General features: G+C 56.9%; 18 protein-coding genes and 1 rRNA gene. 17 read left to right on the plus strand and 2 right to left on the minus strand.

The features are described 5' to 3' along the window. Positions 1-87: ribosomal RNA gene (gene rrf / locus AC2VLR_RS09260) — 5S ribosomal RNA — on the plus strand; the annotation flags it as partial. Between the two features lie 61 nt (positions 88-148). Here the strand turns inward: rrf and AC2VLR_RS09265 are convergent. Further along, positions 149-1,336, minus strand: a complete 1,188-nt coding sequence (locus AC2VLR_RS09265) for a BaiN/RdsA family NAD(P)/FAD-dependent oxidoreductase (RefSeq protein ID WP_486881873.1) — start codon at positions 1,334-1,336, stop codon at positions 149-151. 99 nt (positions 1,337-1,435) lie between these two features. Between AC2VLR_RS09265 and AC2VLR_RS09270 the strand changes: the two genes are divergently transcribed. From AC2VLR_RS09270 to AC2VLR_RS09280, 3 genes are all read left to right on the plus strand, one after another. Then, positions 1,436-2,035, plus strand: a complete 600-nt coding sequence (locus AC2VLR_RS09270) for a nitroreductase family protein (RefSeq protein WP_486881874.1) — start codon at positions 1,436-1,438, stop codon at positions 2,033-2,035. A 74-nt stretch (positions 2,036-2,109) separates the two neighbouring features. After that, the gene (locus AC2VLR_RS09275; RefSeq protein WP_215844356.1) at positions 2,110-2,310 is read left to right on the plus strand and encodes a YgaP family membrane protein; all 201 of its coding nucleotides are present in this window, start codon (positions 2,110-2,112) and stop codon (positions 2,308-2,310) included. 112 nt (positions 2,311-2,422) lie between these two features. Further along, on the plus strand, positions 2,423-3,622 hold the full coding sequence (locus tag AC2VLR_RS09280; RefSeq protein WP_486881875.1) for a Bcr/CflA family multidrug efflux MFS transporter: 1,200 nt from the start codon (positions 2,423-2,425) through the stop codon (positions 3,620-3,622). Here AC2VLR_RS09280 and AC2VLR_RS09285 read toward each other — a convergent pair whose 3' ends face one another. After that, positions 3,623-3,928: a hypothetical protein gene (locus AC2VLR_RS09285; RefSeq protein ID WP_215844354.1), complete on the minus strand. Its 306-nt coding sequence runs from the start codon at positions 3,926-3,928 to the stop codon at positions 3,623-3,625. 151 nt (positions 3,929-4,079) lie between these two features. Between AC2VLR_RS09285 and AC2VLR_RS09290 the strand changes: the two genes are divergently transcribed. The 13 genes from AC2VLR_RS09290 to AC2VLR_RS09350 are packed head-to-tail and all read left to right on the plus strand — an operon-like array spanning position 4,080 to position 17,547. After that, positions 4,080-4,439, plus strand: coding sequence for an NADH-quinone oxidoreductase subunit A (locus tag AC2VLR_RS09290; RefSeq protein ID WP_486881876.1), 360 nt, complete (start codon positions 4,080-4,082; stop codon positions 4,437-4,439). Further along, the gene (locus tag AC2VLR_RS09295) at positions 4,430-4,930 is read left to right on the plus strand and encodes an NADH-quinone oxidoreductase subunit B (protein WP_486881877.1); all 501 of its coding nucleotides are present in this window, start codon (positions 4,430-4,432) and stop codon (positions 4,928-4,930) included. The genes AC2VLR_RS09290 and AC2VLR_RS09295 overlap by 10 nt, the downstream gene beginning before the upstream one ends. After that, the gene (gene nuoD / locus AC2VLR_RS09300) at positions 4,917-6,620 is read left to right on the plus strand and encodes an NADH dehydrogenase (quinone) subunit D (protein WP_486881878.1); all 1,704 of its coding nucleotides are present in this window, start codon (positions 4,917-4,919) and stop codon (positions 6,618-6,620) included. Before AC2VLR_RS09295 ends, nuoD begins: the two co-directional genes overlap by 14 nt. Continuing rightward, positions 6,595-7,107, plus strand: a complete 513-nt coding sequence (gene nuoE / locus AC2VLR_RS09305; RefSeq protein ID WP_486881879.1) for an NADH-quinone oxidoreductase subunit NuoE — start codon at positions 6,595-6,597, stop codon at positions 7,105-7,107. Before nuoD ends, nuoE begins: the two co-directional genes overlap by 26 nt. Further along, on the plus strand, positions 7,092-8,351 hold the full coding sequence (locus AC2VLR_RS09310) for a complex I 51 kDa subunit family protein (RefSeq protein ID WP_486881880.1): 1,260 nt from the start codon (positions 7,092-7,094) through the stop codon (positions 8,349-8,351). The genes nuoE and AC2VLR_RS09310 overlap by 16 nt, the downstream gene beginning before the upstream one ends. Beyond that, positions 8,348-10,645 (plus strand): 2Fe-2S iron-sulfur cluster-binding protein, encoded by a 2,298-nt coding sequence (locus AC2VLR_RS09315; RefSeq protein WP_486881881.1) that lies wholly within the window; start codon positions 8,348-8,350, stop codon positions 10,643-10,645. The genes AC2VLR_RS09310 and AC2VLR_RS09315 overlap by 4 nt, the downstream gene beginning before the upstream one ends. After that, on the plus strand, positions 10,642-11,598 hold the full coding sequence (nuoH, locus tag AC2VLR_RS09320; RefSeq protein ID WP_486881882.1) for an NADH-quinone oxidoreductase subunit NuoH: 957 nt from the start codon (positions 10,642-10,644) through the stop codon (positions 11,596-11,598). The genes AC2VLR_RS09315 and nuoH overlap by 4 nt, the downstream gene beginning before the upstream one ends. Next, the gene (nuoI, locus tag AC2VLR_RS09325; protein WP_486881883.1) at positions 11,595-12,125 is read left to right on the plus strand and encodes an NADH-quinone oxidoreductase subunit NuoI; all 531 of its coding nucleotides are present in this window, start codon (positions 11,595-11,597) and stop codon (positions 12,123-12,125) included. The genes nuoH and nuoI overlap by 4 nt, the downstream gene beginning before the upstream one ends. Continuing rightward, positions 12,122-12,616, plus strand: a complete 495-nt coding sequence (locus AC2VLR_RS09330) for an NADH-quinone oxidoreductase subunit J family protein (RefSeq protein WP_226819122.1) — start codon at positions 12,122-12,124, stop codon at positions 12,614-12,616. Before nuoI ends, AC2VLR_RS09330 begins: the two co-directional genes overlap by 4 nt. After that, positions 12,606-12,917: an NADH-quinone oxidoreductase subunit NuoK gene (locus AC2VLR_RS09335; protein WP_486881884.1), complete on the plus strand. Its 312-nt coding sequence runs from the start codon at positions 12,606-12,608 to the stop codon at positions 12,915-12,917. Before AC2VLR_RS09330 ends, AC2VLR_RS09335 begins: the two co-directional genes overlap by 11 nt. Next, a complete protein-coding gene (nuoL, locus tag AC2VLR_RS09340; RefSeq protein WP_486881885.1) occupies positions 12,910-14,772 on the plus strand; it encodes an NADH-quinone oxidoreductase subunit L in 1,863 nt (620 codons plus the stop codon). The genes AC2VLR_RS09335 and nuoL overlap by 8 nt, the downstream gene beginning before the upstream one ends. Further along, entirely contained in the window at positions 14,769-16,229 is a 1,461-nt protein-coding gene (locus AC2VLR_RS09345; RefSeq protein ID WP_486881886.1) for a complex I subunit 4 family protein, read from the plus strand. The genes nuoL and AC2VLR_RS09345 overlap by 4 nt, the downstream gene beginning before the upstream one ends. Further along, positions 16,219-17,547 (plus strand): NADH-quinone oxidoreductase subunit N, encoded by a 1,329-nt coding sequence (locus AC2VLR_RS09350; protein WP_486881887.1) that lies wholly within the window; start codon positions 16,219-16,221, stop codon positions 17,545-17,547. The genes AC2VLR_RS09345 and AC2VLR_RS09350 overlap by 11 nt, the downstream gene beginning before the upstream one ends. The last annotated feature ends 29 nt before the right edge of the window (positions 17,548-17,576 follow it).

Here is a 17,576-nt window from a genome sequence, read left to right on the forward strand (position 1 = left end):
CCTTCCCATCCCGAACAGGACCGTGAAACACTGCAGCGCCTATGATAGTTGAGGGCCTCCCTCCGCGAAAGTCGGTCACCGCCAGACACCTATATCCAGCCCCGCTTCCTGATGGAAGCGGGGCTACTACTTTTTGTGCTGAACAGGCTCAGACCTGCATGCCTGCGGCATGACCCGAGGCCCAGGCCCACTGAAAATTGTACCCACCCAGCCAACCCGTCACATCGACGACTTCACCGATGAAATAGAGGCCGGATACCAGTTGGGATTCCATAGAACTGGAGGAGAGTTGGGAGGTATCTATCCCGCCCAGGGTGACTTCTGCCTTGCGATATCCTTCGCTGCCACTGGGTAGCACAGACCAGTTCTGCAACTGCGGAGCCAGGGATACCAGTTCGGCATCTGGATAATTGCCCAGAATTTGCTGCAGGGGATATTGTTCAGACAGATGTTGGGCGAGGCTTTTGGGCAGCAGTTCCGATAAGGCATTTTTCAGGGATAATTGCGGCTGCAGTTTTTTTTGCCGCAGTAAGTGGGCGCTGAGATCTGTTTCTGGAAGCAATTGAATGTCCAAGGCGTTCCCTTCCTGCCAGAAAGAGGAAATCTGCAAAATTGCCGGACCACTGAGGCCGCGATGGGTAAAGAGCAGGCCCGCGCGAAAACGCTGCTTTTGAAAACGGGTTTCCACTGTCGCCAGGGATACGCCGGCAAGGCCGCTCCATTGTTCCAGAGGGCGGCCTGTAAAGGTCAGGGGTACAAGTCCTGGTCGTGTTGTCTGGATATTATGCCCAAACTGGCGGCCCAATTGGTAACCCAAGCCGGTAGCCCCCAGACTGGGAATGGAGAGGCCACCGGTGGCGATGACCAGGGATTCTGCAGTGAACGCTCCCTGGCTGGTTTCCATATGAAAAATACCGTCTTCTTTCCGGCAGGATAACAGGCTGCACTGGGTACGGATCTTCACATGCCCGGTTGCAACGCACTCCTGTTCGAGCATGGCTACAACTTGCTTGGAAGATTGGTCACAAAATAGTTGGCCAGCCTCTTTTTCGTGATAGGCAATTTGATGTTTTTGCACCAGGGCAATGAAGTGTTCCGGGGTATAACGTGCCAGTGCCGATTTCACAAAATGCCGGTTGGCACTGAGATAGTGCTGCGCGCTCACGGCGGTATTGGTGAAATTGCAATGTCCGCCGCCGGACATCAGAATTTTTTTGCCGATCCGGTTGGCATGATCGACGAGTATGACCCTACGGCTCCGCTGTCCTGCGGTAATGGCGCACATCAAACCGGCAGCGCCGGCACCGATAATGAAAACCTCTGTGTGCTCAGCCATGCTTGTTTATACGCTCCTTGGCAAAACGGTTATTGACAATACCAACCGGTCGGTCCTAAATTGCTCTTACCCAATGATATAGATAAACGAGGTGAGTATATGGATGTCATTACTGCAGTCCAGCAACGGCGGGCGGCCAAATCTTTTGATCCGAATCACCAGATGTCTGCTGAGACAAAAAGAACCCTGCTTGAACATGCCGCACTGGCCCCGAGTGCCTACAATATACAGCACTGGCGAGTAGTCGATGTGCAGGATCCGCAATTACGTGCGGCGATTCGTGAACAAGCCTGGGGCCAAGCCCAGGTGACTGATGCTTCAGCGCTTTTTGTATTATGTGCAGATCTTCAGGCCTGGCAGGAAGAACCGCAGCGTTACTGGGCAACTTCCCCGCAGCCAGTACAGGATTTTTTGCTACCCAAGCTGGATGAATATTATCGTGGAAAGCCGCAGATTGCGCGTGACGAAGCCATGCGCAGCATGGGCATTTTCGGGATGACCCTGATGCTGCTGGCCCAGGATCTGGGATATGATTCCTGTCCCATGGATGGCTTTGATTTTGAGGCGGTAGCCAAGCTGATTCATCTGCCCGAAAATTACGCCATTGCTTACATGATTGCCGTGGGCAAGGGTACCGAAAATGCCTGGCCACGAAACCGGATCGATATGCAGTCTTTGGTGCAGGTGGATCATTTCTAAATTGCAGAAGTCGTGACAGATTACACTTTGGTTCCAATAAGTATATGCAGGCACCGCCTGCGAGGGAGTTGAAAATGCCTGTCAATGAAGGAAAGTGGGATCGTCTGATTCGGGTGATATTGGGACTGGTGATCATTGTGGTACTGGCGGTATTTTTACCGGGAGCCAGCAAGTGGTGGGCTTTGCTGGGCTTGATACCGCTGATTACCGGAATCACCGGCTTTTGCGGTTTATATACCTTGCTGGGTATCAGGACCTGCCCGGTAAAAAAGTAGCTCTGCACACTGCGCGCTATCGCTTTTAGTTTTGATTGCGTTGCCGGTCACAGGCACGGATTTTCCGTGCCTTCTTTTTTGGGATAGGACGTGAAAAGGGAAAGGAAGAACATTGCAGCATAAAAAGCGGTTGATATTCATTCTGGGTATGCTGAGTGCCTTTGGTCCCATGTCCATTGATATGTATCTTCCCAGTTTGCCCACGCTGTCCCGCTTTTTTAGCGCTTCGCATCTGGCGGTCCAGCTAACCCTGGCCAGTTTTTTTGTGGGACTTTCTCTGGGACAGTTATTTTTTGGTACTCTCTCGGATCGTTTTGGGCGGCGCGGCCCCTTGCTGCTGGGACTTACGCTATATGTGTTGACTTCGGCGGGTTGTGCCCTCGCTCCATCCATCGGAACGCTGATTGTGCTGCGCTTTGTTCAGGGGCTGGGTGCCTGTGCTGGAATCGTGATTTCCCGGGCGGTAGTGCGGGACCGGTTTCCTCCCCAAGAAGCACCGCACATTTTTGCCGCGATGATCCTGGTGATGGGTTTGGCCCCCATCATTGCGCCGCTGGTGGGCGGTTATCTGCTGGTATGGTGGGGCTGGCAGAGTATTTTCTGGTTGTTGACCCTGTTCGGGATAGGGATTTTACTGTTGGTTTATCTGGGGCTGGCGGAGAGTCATGAACCAACGGCGGAGCATTCTCTGGCCATCGTCCAGGTCTTGCGGCGTTATCGGACGCTGCTGCAGGACAAGCGTTTCATGGCGTTTTCTGTGGTGTATGCCCTGTGCTACGCCGGCATGTTTGCCTATATCGCCGGATCACCTTTCGTTTTTATTGATCTTTACCGGGTTCCCGCGAGCAGTTTTGGCTGGATATTTGGTGCCAATGCCCTGGGTCTGGTGCTGATGGCGCAGCTCAATCGTCTCCTGCATCGTCGCCACAATGCCGAGAGTATTCTGCAGACCATAGTTTGGGTGCAATCTCTGGCAGCTTTGCTGTTGCTGATCAGTGCCTTGACTCCCGGGATCGGGATGTTCGCCATCCTCTTGCCGTTATTTGTGTATGTGGCCAGCATCGGTCTGGTCGGCCCCAATGCGACCGCCCTGGCGATGGCCGAGCAGGGTCGCCATGCCGGAAGCGCTTCTGCACTGCTGGGCGCCATGCAATTTACGGCCGCGTCACTTGCTGCCATCGTCATTGGCAGCATGACCGTGCATAGTGCCCTGGCTCTGGGGATCACCATTCTGGGCTGCGCCAGTTTTGCTGTCATTGCCCTGCGTTACGCGCAGACTTTGCCAGCGCCAATGCTGCGCACGAGAGGCTAGTCAGCAGGATCCGGGACGGCACAACCAGGCATCGACCACCTTGCCAGCCTCATCCAGGCGCACATGCACCTGCCCCTGTTGGCGGAGGCGCTGATCTCCCGCCGCCCCGAAGGGGACCAGTTCATCAAAATCGAACTGACAGAGCACTATCACTTGCTTATCAACATGTTCAGGGAGACTGCAATGACATTGTGCGCCCTCCCGGATCGCCACCCCGCCCATGCTGGTGAAGCTCGCCAACAGTTGTTTTTGCTCGAGATAGTCCAGTATGCCCGACTGGACGGCGGGATCTTCCCAGATATTCATCCGTAGCGCTCCTCCGATGCACGACAATTCATGGTCTATACTATATAGCGTAGTCCAAGGATGACGCTGCGTATGCTCAGGGCATGCCTGCATGCTGAAAAGGGGGCTTTTTGTATTCACAGACAAAAATCGCACGTGGTGGGAAACCGTTATGACTCCCAGCCCCGCCCTGATTGTCGGTATTTTTGCTGCCGCCGTTTTACTGGTATTGATGGGCATACTCTGGATTTCAGGTTTGCTGGGTGGCAGTCACCCGAATCGCTACAAAAATGTACCCTTTGAAAGTGGCCTTGGCGCCAATACCACGACCCATCCGGCAACGCCCGTAGCCTTTTACCTGTTGGCGGTTTCTTTTCTGGTTTTTGAGCTGGAAGCCGCTTTTCTCTTTGCCTGGGCGGTGGCTTTTCATAGCCTGGGGTGGGGACCGGTCATTGCTGGTCTGGCATTTATGCTGATTTTGGGCCTGGGTTTATTTTACGAGTGGCGCATGGGAGGCTTGCAATGGCACTAGGTCCGGGGCCCTTGTCCCTGCTGGTAGGAAAATTTGAGGAAATGTTGGCCTGGAGTCGGGCTGGCTCGCTCTGGCCATTGAATTTTGGTACTTCCTGCTGTTTCATCGAAATGGTAGCTGCGGTCACTCCCCGCCACGATTTGTCGCGATTTGGCGCAGAGGTGCTGCGCGGCTCACCCCGGCAGTCGGATGTGCTCATCACCTCGGGGACGATTTTCGTGAAAATGGCGCCCATGATTCTGGAAATTTATGAACAAATGCTGGAGCCAAAATGGGTGATTTCCATGGGGTCCTGTTCTAATTCCGGGGGAATGTACGATGTGTACAGCGTCGTTCAGGGCATTGACCGGCTTTTGCCGGTGGATGTGTATGTGCCCGGTTGCCCGCCCCGGCCCGAAGCCTTGATGGACGGACTCTTGCTGTTGCAGCAGAAAATCCGCCGGCATCCGCCCCGGATATTACAGCGGGAATTGAATCATGCTGCTGGCTGAGGTTTTGCAGAAGCGTTTTGCGGCCAGTCCGCTTACGGAAGGGCGGGACGGCTGGCCGGATTTCCAGCTGCCCGAGGAGCAGTTATTGCCCGCCTTGCAGTTTCTCCATGAAGAGATGCAGCCGCGCTTTCCCATGTTGCTGGATCTGACGGCTGTGGATGAGGGACCGGCAAATGCGTCAGCAGCCTCTGCCCACTATACCTTGACCTATCATCTTCACGGTCTGGAAGCCTGTGGCGTGCTGCGCCTGCGGGTGGCTCATGCCGATGCAGCAGTCCCAGTGCCTTCCATTACCGGTATTTATGTGAATGCCAACTGGTATGAACGCGAGGTCTACGACCTTTTCGGCTTGCAATTCAGCGGTCACCCGGACTTGCGACGGATTTTGCTGCCGCCTCTCTGGGAAGGACACCCGCTGCGCAAGGCGGAAGCCATTCGCGCCACGGAGCGTCCTGCCTACCGTTTGAGCAAGGCGGATCTTCAGGATGCCCTCAAGGCTTACAGCGCAGAAGTGGTTGCTCCGGAAGCGGGATACACGGTGTTGAATGTAGGACCGCATCATCCTGGAACCCACGGCATTTTGCGCTTTGTCCTGAAAATTTCGGGAGAAAAAATTGCCAGCGTGGATCCGGAAATTGGTTATCACCACCGGGGTGTGGAAAAAATTGCCGAAGGTCATACTTTCCATAATTTCATTCCCTATACCGATCGTGTCGATTATCTGGGGGGGGTGTTGGGGGAGTTTCCTTATGTGCGCGGTGTGGAAATGCTGGCGGATCTCAAGTTGCCCGCCCGCGCCGAAGGCATCCGCACCCTGCTCGCGGAAATCTGCCGGATTTCTTCGCATCTGGTCTGGCTGGGTAGTTATGGTAATGATCTCGGCACCATGGGTCCGGCATTTTATGCGTTTCGGGACCGGGCTCTGCTCCTGGACCTGATTGAAAAATATACCGGTGGGCGCCTGCATCCGCAGTTTTTCCGGATTGGCGGGGTAGCTGCTGACTTGCCCGAGGATTGGCGGGAGGATCTGCTGCAAGTACTGCAGAAAGTCGAGTCGGGACTGCGTGATACTGAGACGCTCACCGTCGGCAATCCGATTTTCCGCGCCCGGACCCGGGGTATCGGGGTACTGTCCGCTGCACAGGCTGAAAAGTGGGGCGCCTCGGGGATTGTCTTGCGCAGCACGGGTAAAGCCTGGGATATGCGCAAAGCCGCACCCTATGGACTTTACGAGCGCCTTGATTTTGAGGTGCCCACGTCTACGGACGGCGATGCTCTGGCACGGACGCAATTGCATATTGATGAGATTCATCAAAGTATCCGCATGTTACGGCAACTTGCCGAGGATATGCCCGAGGGCCCGACCCTAGCCGCTGATGCCCGCTACGCCTTACCCCCCAAAGACCATACCTTGCGGGATATCGAAACACTCATCCACCATTTTGAACAGATGGCCGGAGAAATTGGCCCGCCCGCCGGGCAGGTATTGAGTATCACGGAGTCGGCGCGGGGCATGCTGGCCTATTACTTGGTCGCCGATGGCAGCGCCCACCCTTACCGGCTACGGGTGCGCACGCCCTCGTTTCCCCATGTCCAGCTCATCACCGAGCTGGGACGTGATACCGCTCTGCCGGATTTTATTGCCACCATTGGATCCATCGACTATGTCCTCGCCGATCTCGACCGCTGATTTGCACGATGAGGCACTTCTCGCCAGGCTCCGGGCCATGGTGGCGGAGTCGCCAGTGCCGGAGGCGGCCATCAGTGAAGTCCTGCAGGCTCTGCAGAAGGCGCGGGGCTACATTGATGACGAAGCCTTGCAGCTGGCGGCTACAATGACCGGATTAAGTCCGGTAAAGGTCGAGGAGCTCTGCACTTTTTACAGTCTGGTACTGCGCGAACCGGTGGGCACCCATGTCATGCGGGTATGCGACAGTATCGCCTGCCATATGGCCGGTGCTCAGGACATCCTTACCCAGGCACGCCAGCACTGTGGCGTCGAATTCGGGGAAGTGAGCCGGAGTGGCAAGCTGACGGTGATTCCCCATGTGTGTATTGGCATGTGTGATCGGGCGCCGGCCTTGATGGTTGATGATGAGGCACTCGGACCGATGGATAAGCAGGCACTGACCCGGCTTTTGGCGCAACTGGAGGCGGATGTATGGAAGCCATCCTGAGTCGGCACTTTGCGGATCCGGATCCTGCTGATTTGCAGGTTTACCGTCAAGCTGGCGGCTACGCCGGACTGGCCCGGGCGTTGCAGATGGAGCCTGCTGACATCATCGCCGAGGTGGAAAAATCCGGACTGCGCGGTTGTGGCGGTGCTGGCTTTCCCACCGGACTGAAATGGCGTCTGCGCGGTGCTGACGCACCGCAACCCCGCTATCTGGTCTGTAATCTGGACGAAACCGAGCCGGGAAGTATCAAGGATCGGGCGCTGCTGTTCGGGGCTCCTCACCACATTATCGAGGGCATGCTGATTGCCGCTCATGCTCTGGGTGTGGGCTATGCGGTCATTTTTGTGCGGGGGGAATATGCAGCCGGTGCAAGGGTTCTGGAAAAAGCACTGCATCAGGCCCGTGCAGCCGGTTTGCTGCGCTTGCCCGACGGTGATCTGCGCCTGGATATTCATATTTCTCTGGGTCGCTATATTTGCGGCGAAGACTCGGCTATTCTCAATGCCATTGAGGGCAAAAGGGCCAATCCCCGCAAAAAACCGCCTCATATCAGTCAGCAAGGGCTCTGGCAGCAGCCGACGACAGTGAATAACGCTGAAAGTATCGCGCATTTACCGGGCATCCTGGCCCATGGCGCCGACTGGTTTCGCAGTCTGGGTGTGAACGGCGGCGTCGGGAGCAAGCTATACAGTGTCTGCGGGCCTGCCCAACGCCCGGGGGTCTTTGAATTGCCCATGGGCACGACCGCCCGGGAGATATTGTTTGAGCATGCCGGAGGATTGCAGCAAGGACGCAGCTTGCGCGCGGTGCTGCCCGGTGGTTCCTCCACACCCTTTCTGATGCCCGAGCATTTTGATACGCCCATGCACTTTGATGCGGTGGCCAAGGTGGGCTCCAGACTGGGTACAGGAGGCTTCATTCTGCTGGACGACCAGCAATGTCCTGTCGATTTTCTGGTCGCGACCACCCGATTTTTTGCCCGGGAGTCCTGCGGCTTTTGCACGCCCTGTCGGGAGGGGCTGCCTTATCTGCGCTGGTTACTGGAGCGCATTGAGGCGGGAGAAGGCAGCACGGAAGATATTGACACCCTGCACCATCTGGGTGGGCAAATTGCGCCCAATAGCTTTTGCGCGCTGGCTCCCGGAGCCCTGATGCCGGTGCTTTCGGGGCTGCATGCCTTTGCTGATGATTTTCAGGCCCATGTGCGCCTCGGCCATTGTCCGTATCGGGAGCACCAGTCATGAAGCATGTTTTTTTTCTGGATGGTCAGGAGATTCCCTTCATTCCCGGACAAAATGTGCTGGAAGCCGCCATTGCCGCAGGTCAGGATCGGCAGATCCCTTATTTCTGCTTTCACCCGGCGCTCGGCAGTCTGGGTGCCTGCCGCCAATGTGCGGTAAAAATGTATCCCCATGACAGCAAGCATCCCCCCCGCATCACCATGGCCTGCCTGCTGCCTGCCAGTGATGATCTGCAACTGGTGACTCTGGAAAACGATGTGCATACGGAACATCGGGAGATCATCGAGCTGCTCATGACCAATCATCCTCTCGACTGTCCGGTCTGTGATGAGGGTGGGCAATGTCATTTGCAGGACATGACCGTGCAAACCGGACATAGTGTCCGCCACTATAGTGGCCCGAAGCGCACCTATCGCAACCAGGATCTCGGCCCTCTGGTCTATCAGGAAATGAATCGCTGCATTACCTGTTATCGCTGCGTACGTTTTTATCAGGATGCGGCGCTGGGAGAGGATTTCGGGGTGTTTGGTTCGCGTAACCGGGTCAGCTTCGGACGTCTGGAGGATGGCCCGTTGGAAAGTCCGTTCAGCGGAAATCTGGTGGAAGTCTGTCCAACCGGCGTGTTTACCGACAAAGTCTTTCGCCACGACTATGTCAGGGTGTGGGACCTGCAGCAGGGACCTTCGGTCTGCCCCCACTGCGCGGTGGGTTGCAACACCACTCCGGGAGCGCGACTGGGCACCCTGCGGCGTATTCGCAATCGCCAGAACCCTGAAATCAACGGCCATTTTCTCTGTGACCGGGGCCGCTATGCATTTCCTTATGTGACCGCCCATTCTCGACCCTTGCAGCCCCGTCTGAAAGGCGAAACCAGTCGCCAGGAAGCGGTGTTGCGGCAATTGGCCAGTCGTCTGGAGGAGGGGCGCAGTGGATTTCTCGGCTCCCCTCGGGAAGATCTGCAAAGTAATCTCGGGCTTTTTGCCCTGGCTGATTGTTTACATGCGCCTTTTGCCGCAGTGACCAGTTCCTGGGCGGAAGCTCTGGCACAACAATGTTTGGCCCTCCCCCAGGCACCCAGCTTGCAGGAGGTCGCGGCAGCGGATCGTATTGTGGTTATCGGTGATCTCGACAGTATTGCGCCCATGGCCGGATTTGCTGTGCGCCAGGCCTTGGGGCAGGGCGCGCGCTTGACGGTACTGGCCAGCAGCCGGACCAGTCTGGCCCGGAAAGGCGATTATCGACCCCTGCGGCCCAGCGCCCTGCCCGATGTGGTCTCCCGGTTGGCCGATGATCCCTGCTTGCAGGGAGGGCGTCTGCCGGTATTGCTGGCAACGGCTGAGACTTTGGGGCCAGCAGGCTTGTATGCCCTGCGCAAAACCCTGGAAAAGCTGCCCGCCAATGCTCGCGCCGGAGCTTTTGTCAATCGTCCTAACCTGTTTGGAGCCGCCTATTTTGCGGCGGATGGCCATACCGAGCGCCTGCAGCAGGCCTTGCGGCAGCGTGAAATCAATCACCTGCTTTGCCTGGGGGCGGATCCTCTGGGCGAGGATTGGGGTGCGGGTACCTGGCGCACCCTCTCTCCCGGTTTGGATGGCCTGGCTTTGCTGGATATGGTGGACTCGCAAACTGCCCGGGCGGCAGAGGCACTGTTACCCGTTGCGGTTTTCCCGGAGCGCGCCGGGTCGTTTGTGAATTATGAAGGGCGGATTCAGGCGTTTGCTCCGGTATACCGACGGGAAGCCCAGGTATTGCACTCGGCAGTGCATGGGAGTGCTTTTCCCGAGGCCGCCGGAGGAATGAAGCATCCCCTGGGACCACCGCCGCCGCTGTTCTGGTTGGGCCGTTTGGCCGAGCTTTTGCAGGTTCACGAAGCCTGGCAGCAGCGCCTCGATTTTTATCTGCATTTTCTCTGTCCCGCAGCGCCGGACCCGGAAAGTCCGGGCGTACTGCTGCCAGATACCCTGCGTGCCCGCTTTGCAATTGCGGCGCTGCCGACTAACCCGACTGTGGAATCCGGGCAGTGGGAGCTGGATATATTTCGCTGGTACGGTGGCGAGACCCTGGCGGATACGGCGGAAGACCTGCAATCTTTGGCGCCTCTCCGGGGTTTGCGGGTGCATCCGGACGTTCAGGCCGAATGGGCCACCTTGCAGGGCCCCTGCGGGCAACTGCATTTGCCGGTCATCCCCTGTGAGGATATGGTCCAGGGAGTTATTGCCATCGATCAGGAAGGCTTCGCCGAGCTGGGATTATATCCCGGTGATCCGGTCGAGGTGACCTGGGAGCAAGGATCATGAGGCTTTTTCTCATGGCCCTGGGTATGTTGCTGACTACCATGATATTGCTGGGAGTGGCCGGTTTTCTGGTGTTTGCCGAACGCCGGGTGCTGGCTTTTCTGCAGAATCGTCTGGGTCCCAACCGCCTTGGGCCGCTGGGCGTTGGTCAAGCCCTGGCCGATGCCCTCAAACTGATGAGCAAGGAAAATTTTGTCCCGGACTTTGCGGATCCGGTGCTGTACCGGGCCGCGCCGGTGCTGGTGGCTTTCAGTGCTCTGGCCAGTTTTGCCGTGGTGCCCCTGGATCAGCATTTTTCCTGGGCGGGCAACTGGAATATCGGCCTCCTGTTCATTCTTGCCATGAGTTCCCTGAATGCCTACGGGGTCTTTCTGGGCGGCTGGGCTTCGGGAAACAAATTTTCTCTGCTGGGTGCGGTGCGGGCAGTGGCACAACTGGTCAGCTACGAGTTGCCCATGGGTCTGGCGCTGCTCGGGGTAGTGCTGCTGAGTGGTTCCCTCTCCCTGAATGGCATTGTGGCGGCCCAGAATCTGCCCTTTATCGTCCTGCAGCCTCTGGGCTTTGTCATTTTTATGATTGCCGGGGTCGCCGAAACCCATCGCCTGCCCTTTGATCTGCCCGAAGCGGAAAGTGAACTGGTGGCGGGTTTCAACACCGAATATGGGGGTATGCGCTTTGGCTACTTTTTCCTGGGAGAATATCTCGGGATGACCCTGATTGCTGTGCTCACGGCCCTGCTGTATCTGGGCGGCTGGCATGGTCCCTGGCTGCCGGGCTGGATCTGGCTGCTGCTCAAGACCGGTGCGATCATTTTTGTGTTTTTCTGGTTGCGGGCCACCTTGCCCCGCCCCCGCTATGATCAATTGATGGGCCTCGGCTGGAAAGTGCTTTTGCCCCTGGCGTTGTTCAACATCATGGCAACAGCTCTGGCAGCAGCTCTGTGGAGGCTGGCATGAAGGTCTGGCGAAATTTTGTCGATCTTGGAGCGGGGCTGTGGACAACCTTGCGTCAGATCGGCCGCATCTCAACGGTCAGCTATCCGGAAGAACCCTTGAATTTACCGCCCCGCTGGCGCGGCAGGCCGACCCTGACCCGGGATCCCGATGGCGACGAACGTTGTGTGGCCTGTCAGTTGTGTTCAGCCGTGTGCCCGACCCGCTGTATCGAGTTACAGGCGGGCGAACGGCCGGACACCCGGCGTTATCCGTTGACCTTCCGCATCAATTTTTCCCGCTGTATTTATTGTGGCCTCTGTGAGGAAGCCTGTCCCACCCTGGCCATCCAGCTCCTCGATGAGTTTGCTTTCAGCAAAGAACATCATGCCGATTTCATTTATGAAAAAGATGCCCTGCTCATCGACGGCACCGGTAAACATCCGCATTACAACTTTTACCGGCATTCCGGGGTGGCTCTGGGCGACAAGGATAAAGGCCAGGGAATCAATGAAAAAGCCCCGGTCAATGTCCGGAGCAATCTGCCATGATGATTCTGCTCATATTGTTGCTGCTGCTGATCATCCTGATGACGGGAGCGGCACTGCTGGTCGTCCGCGACCCCATGCACGGTGCTGTCAACCTGGGTATTAGCCTGCTGGCGCTGAGTATTCTGTTTTTGCTGCTGGGGGCGCCCTTTATTGCGGCCCTCGAAGTAATGTTGTACGTGGGTGCTATTCTCGTCCTTTTTCTTTTTGCCATCATGTTGTTGCGTTCGCCTCTGCAAGTCCGGGAGGAGGCGCGTTGGCGTCGGGGTTTCTGGTGGCCTGCTGTGCTGGTCGTGCTGCTGACCGTCGTCTTGATTCTTCTCTTCAGCCAGCGTCCTGATCTTCAGGTGATGATACAGGAAATAGGCCCCGCCAGCGTGGGACGTGCTCTTTTTGGTCCCTATCTGTGGCTGACAGAAGCCGTAGCGCTGCTTCTTTTTGCAGTCATTGCGGCGGTGCTGGCCATTCATCGGAGGGATGCGCATGACACTTGAGCTGGCGCTGGTCATTGCGGCACTGCTGTTTGTGGTCGGGGTGGCGTTGATCCTGTTGCGCCGCAATCTGATTTTTCTGCTCTTGGGCATCGAACTGCTTTTCAATGCCGCCATGGTGATTGCCCTAGCGGGAGGCGCGCGCTGGCACTCAGCCACCGGCCAGGTACTGGTCGTGTTCATGATGGCGCTGAGCGGCGCTGCTCTGGCTTTGACCTTGGCATTGTTGCTGCGGGTCAAGCACGAGCTGGGCGGCGATACGGTAGATGATCTGCGTCAACTCCGGGAGGAAGTCGATGAGTGAATGGCTTTTTCTGATTCCGGGTTTGCCCCTGCTAGGGGCTTTGCTCAATGCTGTTTTTGGCGAGTATTTCTCGCCAAGAAACATCGGCCGCATGGCCGCTACCATGCCCTTTTTGTCGACTCTGGTGGTATTTGCCGTCTGGATGACCCACGGCCGCGATCCCAATCTTCATGATCAGGTCTGGACCTGGATGGCCGTGGGCCATTTTCAGGCCAGCGTCGCGTTTCATGTGGATCAAGTGACCCTGGTCATGATCAGTATTGCCACTTTTGTGGGTTTTTTGATTCACCTCTTTTCCCAGCAATATCTGAACGGAGACTATGGCGAGCGGCGTTATTATTTCTATCTGAATCTGTTTGTGGGCGGGATGCTCATTCTCACCATGGCGGATAACTTGTTGCTGCTGTATCTTGGCTGGGAAACCGTCGGCCTGTGTTCTTATGCGCTGGTGGCGCACTGGTACCGCAAGCAGGAAAATGCCTGGGCGGGACGTAAGGCGTTTGTGGTGACCCGGATTGGTGATACCGCCCTGGCCCTGGCCATTTTCATTCTCTTTGCCGAGTACCATACCCTCAATTACTCGCCGCTGTTTGCAGCAGTCGCGGCCAGCCCCGATCATCTGGCGCTGCTCATAGCTGGAATCCTCATATTGATTGCTGCGGTCGCCAAATCAGCGCAATTTCCCCTGCATATCTGGCTGCCGGATTCCATGGCCGGACCCAGTACGGTTTCTGCCCTCATTCATGCGGCGACCATGGTCACGGCGGGCGTCTATCTCTGTATCCGTCTTTATCCGATTTTTGCAGCAGTGCCCGGTATGCTCTGGGTGATTGGCCTGAGCGGTGCTTTTACCGCCCTGTATGCGGCAAGCTGTGGTATTGCCCAGGTGGATATCAAGCGGGTACTGGCTTATTCCACCATCAGTCAGTTGGGTTACATGTTTCTCGGGGTGGGCATCGGCGCACCTTCCCTCGGTTTATTCCACCTGCTCGTCCATGCCTGTTTCAAGGCGCTGTTGTTCATGGGCGCCGGGGTGGTCATTATTATCTATAACGAAAATCATGATATTCGTCAGATGGGCGGCCTTAAAAAACAGCAACCCTTTTTACGCTGGACGTTTCTGGCAGGCATTTTTGCGCTGGCCGCCGTGCCGGTGATTTCCGCCTCTTTTTATAGTAAAGATGCGATTATTGCCACGGCCTTTATTGTTCCCGGTGGCAAGTTGCTCTGGGTGCTGGCTCTGCTGGGCGCGGTATTCACGGCGATTTATGCTTTTCGACTGTATTTTCTGGTGTTTGAAGGGCCGGAAAAACCGGGCGAGCCCTACCAGATGGGTTGGGGCATGAAAATTCCGCTGGGCATTCTGGCTGTCGCAAGCATTGGTATTGGCTGGCTGCAGTTTCCTCCCGGCTGGCCGGGACCGAAAATCTGGCTACCCTGGCTGGCCCCGGAACTGGGCATGCCTCCAGCCCCCACCGGGAATGTGAATTTTTTTCTGCAGGTGGCAGGATCAGTAGCCACCCTCATTGGTATTGCCATTGCCTACAAGGCCGCCCAATGGGAGCGCGAAGGCCGTGGCCTCAGTCGCATCGCCTTCCTCTTCAACGCCTGGTTTTTCGACCGGATTTTCCTGCGTATTTTTCCGCCGGTCTGGTATGCCCTGGCCCGGGTTCTGGACCGCTTGCTGGAGCAAACGGGGTTTCAACTCCTCCTGCTCGGGGGGTTGAAAGATGGTTTCGGGCTGGGTAGCAAGGTCCTGGAGAGCGGTGAAGACGGTCTGCTCAGTCGCTATGCCAGTGGCATGATTCTCGGGCTGGTGGTGCTGCTCTTTGTCGCCTGGGGGTACTTGCTGTGATCCTCGTGACGGTATTGATTCTCCTGCCCTGGTGCGCCGCCCTTTGGTTGTCCGCACAAAAACAGGCGGGGCAGCGTCTGGCCATGACCATAGCCCTGATCGAGTTGTTGCTGACGCTGATTTTGCGTTTTGCTCCCGACAGCATGGGCACTTTAGGACATGGTCTGCATATCCCCTATCTGGGTGGTCTCTGGACTTTGCATGCGGGCCCGCTGGGCAGCACTTTGGCCTTGCTTTGTGCGATATTGATACCGGTGAGTCTGGCTTTTGCGTGGCGCCTACCGGAATTCCGGTCCCTGGCCAATGCCGTTCTGGTCATGGCCGGTGCCTTGTTCGGGATATTTTATGCCCAGAATGTCCTGATGTTTTATATTTTCTATGAAATTCTGGCTCTTGCTGGCGCTTTTCTGATTTTGCGCAGTGGTCATAAAAATCGCGCAGCTGCCCTGCAATTCCTCCTGTACACCTTTGTCGGTTCATTACTGTTTCTGGTGGCCCTGGTGGTGGTCTATGTCCTCCATGGCCAACAGACGGGAGTGTATGACTTTTCCATTTTGCAGCTGGCGGACACCCGGATCAGTGCGGGGCTGGGCATCTGGTTGTTTCTGGGTATGGTTGCCGGTCTGGCCGTCAAAATGCCACTTTTTCCCCTGCATAGCTGGGCCGCTTCGGGTTATGGGCATGCCGCTCCTGCGGGCAGTGTGTTTCTCTCGGGGGCGGCGGTGACCGCCGGGGCTTATGGTCTGATCCATTTTGCGATTCCCATGCTGCCCCAGGCCGCTCTGGAATTCGCCCCGGTCGGCATCATTCTGGGTGCCATAGGCACCCTGTATGGCGCATTTCTGGCTCTGAATGCCGCCAATTTGCGCCTGTTTGCGGCCTGGGCCAGCGTCAGTCATATGAATCTGGTGGCTCTGGGATTGTTTGCGCTGCAAAGTCAGGCCATTCATGGCAGCGTATTTTTGCTCATTGCCCATGGTGTGGTGTCGGCGGGACTGTTCGGTGTGGTCAGCGTCATGGAAAGTCGCGGACTCACGGGTGAATGGGCTGGATTAGGCGGCTTGTTTAGACGGGCTCCCCGACTCGGGGCCTGGATGCTGTTTTTCTTTCTGGCCGGTATGGGGCTGCCGGGATTGGCCAATTTTCCGGGGGAGTTTCTCAGTCTGGCCGGTGCGTTCCGGATACTGCCCTGGGCGGCCGCCCTCGCCACCCTGGGGATTCTAGCGGGGGTGGTGTATTTTCTGCGGGCCTATGAACGGATCATGCTGGGTCCCTTGAACCATACCCTGCCGGAAACGCTGCAAGATTTGCAGCAGAGCGAGTGGTTGTTGTTCTGGGCGCTGGGTTTGCTGACCTTATGGTTGGGGCTGGATCCACAGGTCATTCTGTCCCATCTGGGCATTCTGCTCTCGACCCATAGTATGGCGCTCATTCAGGGAGGCGCTCATGGCGTATAATCCGACCTTGCTGCCATTGCTCATCGTCGGTGTGGCGGCGCTGCTCGCCTTTCTGGCTGATGCCCTGGGTCTGGGGCGCGTCATGCCCTGGCTGGGTGGACTCAGCAGTATAGCGGCGGGTGCCAGTATTTTTGTGGACCACATGGCCCTTGGTGCCGATTTGTACTGGGATCTCAGTGCCAGTCTTCTAGGCATATATTTGAGTCTTGCCATGGCGGCAGGCTTGTTTTTTATTGCGTTTCACCCCCTTTCCCGAAAAATGACCGGCAGTCTGGTGGGTTTGTTACTGACACTTCTGGTGGGCAGCCTGATTCTGGTCAGCGCCCAGAATATCCTGCTGTTATTTATCGGTCTGGAACTGCAGGTGCTGCCTTTTTTTGCCCTGCTGGCCTGGCCCGGCAGCGGCCGTGCGGCACTGGAGTCTGCTTTTAAATATGCGCTGCTGGCGGGTCTGGCCTCGGCCCAGTTTGCCATTGGCATTGCCCTGATCTATCTGGGTGATGGCAGCCTGGCGGTGATTCCCCCCCTGGGCGACATGAGTGCGAATGTGTTCGGACTGATGGGGGTGCTGGTCTTGCTGGTTGCCTTGAGTTTCGAGATCGCCGCCGCCCCCTTCCATGCCTGGGTGGCGGATATTTACCAAGGTGCCCCTGCTCCTCTCCTGATTTTTCTGGGAGGGGTGGGCAAGGTGGCCATCATGGGCGCACTGATTACCCTGGCGGCGGCGACCCCCAAACTGGAAATTCCAATAGCCATCATCGCTGCAAGCAGTATCGTGGTAGGTAATGTCCTCGCGTATCGGGCCGGACATATCCGCAGAATGCTGGGCTATTCGGCCATTGCCCATGCCGGATACTTTCTTGCCGCGCTTGCCGCCGGTCCTTTGGGTATTATTGCCGCCGCCATTTATGCCCTGGTCTATGGACTGATGAACGTGGGCACTTTCATGGGCCTTTCGGCCCTGCCCGAGAACAGTATTGCGATTCCCTGGGCAGCCTTGCGGGAGCGTCAACCGGTACTGGCCGGACTTTTGGGCCTGACTTTGCTGGCGTTGGCCGGCATGCCGCCCAGCATCGGTTTTTTTGCCAAGCTGCTGGTGATTATTGCCGATGTGCATGATCAGGCGTACTGGCTGGCGATTTTGCTGGCCCTGGGCAGTGCCTTTTCTTTCGCCTACTACCTCAGCGCCTTGTGGAAGCCTGCTGCACTCAGTAATCCGGAGCGCTTGTTGTACCGTCGCAGTTGGGAGACTTTTGCGGCACTGGGGATCGTGATTCTGCTGTTTGCCTGGTTGCTGATGCCTTATGGGGTGAGCTGAAATAAACCGAAGTTAGGGGCTGGCGGAGG

The organism is Acidithiobacillus sp. TH-A117, assembly GCF_057473465.1.

Bases quoted from the DNA above. Each gene is read 5' to 3' on its own strand.
- nuoE (WP_486881879.1), top strand. From the start codon at position 6,595: ATGTCCTCGCCGATCTCGACCGCTGATTTGCACGATGAGGCACTTCTC.
- AC2VLR_RS09310 (WP_486881880.1), top strand. From the start codon at position 7,092: ATGGAAGCCATCCTGAGTCGGCACTTTGCGGATCCGGATCCTGCTGAT.
- nuoH (WP_486881882.1), top strand. From the start codon at position 10,642: ATGAGGCTTTTTCTCATGGCCCTGGGTATGTTGCTGACTACCATGATA.
- AC2VLR_RS09350 (WP_486881887.1), top strand. From the start codon at position 16,219: ATGGCGTATAATCCGACCTTGCTGCCATTGCTCATCGTCGGTGTGGCG.
- AC2VLR_RS09270 (WP_486881874.1), top strand. From the start codon at position 1,436: ATGGATGTCATTACTGCAGTCCAGCAACGGCGGGCGGCCAAATCTTTT.
- AC2VLR_RS09295 (WP_486881877.1), top strand. From the start codon at position 4,430: ATGGCACTAGGTCCGGGGCCCTTGTCCCTGCTGGTAGGAAAATTTGAG.
- AC2VLR_RS09315 (WP_486881881.1), top strand. From the start codon at position 8,348: ATGAAGCATGTTTTTTTTCTGGATGGTCAGGAGATTCCCTTCATTCCC.
- AC2VLR_RS09265 (WP_486881873.1), bottom strand. From the start codon at position 1,336: ATGGCTGAGCACACAGAGGTTTTCATTATCGGTGCCGGCGCTGCCGGT.
- AC2VLR_RS09335 (WP_486881884.1), top strand. From the start codon at position 12,606: ATGACACTTGAGCTGGCGCTGGTCATTGCGGCACTGCTGTTTGTGGTC.
- AC2VLR_RS09275 (WP_215844356.1), top strand. From the start codon at position 2,110: ATGCCTGTCAATGAAGGAAAGTGGGATCGTCTGATTCGGGTGATATTG.
- AC2VLR_RS09285 (WP_215844354.1), bottom strand. From the start codon at position 3,928: ATGAATATCTGGGAAGATCCCGCCGTCCAGTCGGGCATACTGGACTAT.
- nuoD (WP_486881878.1), top strand. From the start codon at position 4,917: ATGCTGCTGGCTGAGGTTTTGCAGAAGCGTTTTGCGGCCAGTCCGCTT.
- AC2VLR_RS09330 (WP_226819122.1), top strand. From the start codon at position 12,122: ATGATGATTCTGCTCATATTGTTGCTGCTGCTGATCATCCTGATGACG.
- AC2VLR_RS09290 (WP_486881876.1), top strand. From the start codon at position 4,080: ATGACTCCCAGCCCCGCCCTGATTGTCGGTATTTTTGCTGCCGCCGTT.
- nuoI (WP_486881883.1), top strand. From the start codon at position 11,595: ATGAAGGTCTGGCGAAATTTTGTCGATCTTGGAGCGGGGCTGTGGACA.
- nuoL (WP_486881885.1), top strand. From the start codon at position 12,910: ATGAGTGAATGGCTTTTTCTGATTCCGGGTTTGCCCCTGCTAGGGGCT.